This window comes from Gilliamella sp. Occ4-3 (genome assembly GCF_001690675.1).
GTDB classification, from domain to species: Bacteria; Pseudomonadota; Gammaproteobacteria; order Enterobacterales; family Orbaceae; genus Gilliamella; species Gilliamella bombi.
Genome location: NZ_LZHR01000105.1, coordinates 1 through 1,912 on the forward strand (window position 1 = coordinate 1; position 1,912 = coordinate 1,912).

Annotated in this window: 2 protein-coding genes; one reads left to right on the forward strand and one right to left on the reverse strand. The window is 31.0% G+C overall.

Features of this window, described 5'->3' with window-relative positions:
- Positions 1-5: 5 nt before the first annotated feature.
- The gene (locus tag A9G44_RS10415) at positions 6-197 is read right to left on the reverse strand and encodes a thermostable hemolysin delta-VPH (protein ID WP_065574966.1); all 192 of its coding nucleotides are present in this window, start codon (positions 195-197) and stop codon (positions 6-8) included.
- Positions 198-845: 648 nt separating this feature from the next.
- On the opposite strand from A9G44_RS10415, the gene A9G44_RS10420 reads away from it, so the two are divergent.
- Complete coding sequence (locus tag A9G44_RS10420; protein WP_065610887.1) at positions 846-1,790, forward strand: WYL domain-containing protein; 945 nt, start codon at positions 846-848, stop codon at positions 1,788-1,790.
- Positions 1,791-1,912 lie beyond the last annotated feature (122 nt).

Genomic DNA, 1,912 nt, shown 5'->3' on the forward strand with positions numbered 1-1,912 from the left:
ATAAGTTAGGTTTTATTATTCAATAATGGTAAATATTCATCCCATCGGTATTCTCTAATTGGCATAGGATTAACCTCTTTAAAATATAAAACTAATGCAGGTTTAATACCATTCCAATTATCCACGAACTCATATCTAACAAGTTTACCATTTTTGATTAACTTCTTTGCTTTTGCATGATAATTAAAGTAGCTCATAAATAATGTTAATAAAGTTAGATTATAAAATTGAAAAATAAATGTAACTGAAAAAACTAAAAATTGATTAATTTAAAAAATGGAGGCGCGTCCCGGAGTCGAACCGAGGTAGACGGATTTGCAATCCGCCGCCCTTAAAAGCGTGTCGGTTCGAGTCCGACCACTGGCACCAAGTCACAAAGAACACCAGCTTAAAGCTGGTTTTTTTATGTCTAAAGTCTTATCAAAACTGAGTTCAGCTATATTTAATAAACTAGATAACTAATCTCTACTGAAATTACATCAAAATAAGCACAAAAAAGATAGAATTGAGTAATATTGATCGAAATAAACGATCAATGATCATTAATTGATCGAAAATTCCGATATGACAATTTTCTCTTATTCATCAATAATTAAATAAAAAAATAATTCTTTTTATTTCTTTTTCCGTAGATAGGAAAAACAATCTGATAATTTAATGCGTAATCAGAATATAACATTATTAATGTAAATGTTATCGGATTTTTATTCAGATCAAGCATAAAGTTTAATTTGTAAATTCAGTTAATACTTTAAGTTAAGAAAAGCTATATTATTCTGTAAAAATATTTGATTAAAAATAAAGCAATATTTCTAATTAGGGAAAAGGTTACAATAGGTAAATAGATGATGGGTAGGAAGAAAGATTCAAATGTTAGTGCAGGACAAAAACTGTTGAAAATGTATCACATTTTGCTATCAGATAATAAACCGCATTATCAATCAGATTTAGCTGAAATACTAAACTGTTCTGCTCAAACAGTAATACGACTAGCTGAACAGATCGAGTTATCTTTCCCTGAATGTTTCTGCTCTGGCAAGGAAAAAAATCGTCGTTGGTATAGTTTGCAGATCAATCATAAAAATACACTAGGTTTAAATTATCAGGAATTACGATATCTAAGTTTGTGCCGTGAATTGTCCAAACCCTTTATTCCACCAGAGATTGGTGAACGTATTGATCAAACATTATTGCATCTTTCTATGTTGTTATTAGAGTTAGATACAAGAGAACACTTTTCACTAAGTAAACCTATTGCCTTTTTTAGTAAAGGGAAGATTGATTATTCAGAGAAAGTTAGCATTATTGAGGACTTATTAAAGTGTATTGAAAACAAGACTTTTTGCCACATTCATTATGTTGCTAGTGGTAATCAACAAGGAAAAAACCACTATTTTATTCCGCAAAAAGTAATTGCAATGAATCATGCCTTATATGTTTATGGCGCAATTTCAAATAACGTTGCGACAGAATTAAAACACAGTACTTGTTTGGCAATTCACCGAATACAAAAGTTAGATTTTATTAATCAAAAAGCCTCTATATCAATAGCTGATCCAATTGAAAATAAAACAATGTTTGGTTTACCTGAACATGAACCTCGTACTTTTTCAATTCAATTTGCCAAATCAGCGGCTGGTTATGTCAAAGAAAGAATTTGGTGCGATGAACAAAAAATCGAAGAAATCGAAAATGGCGAAATTATTCTTACTATCACCACATCTAGTGAACGTGAGTTAAACGCTTGGGTTAGGGGGTTTGGAGAGCAAGCAAAGATGATCACATCCTAGTTTTATTGCGATACAAACATAATATATTTTAATTAACATAAATTTAACGAGGAAATAACAATGGCATTACCTATTATTCTTGCAGGTGCAGCTGCAGTCGCTGCAGCAGTTGGTGGCAAAAA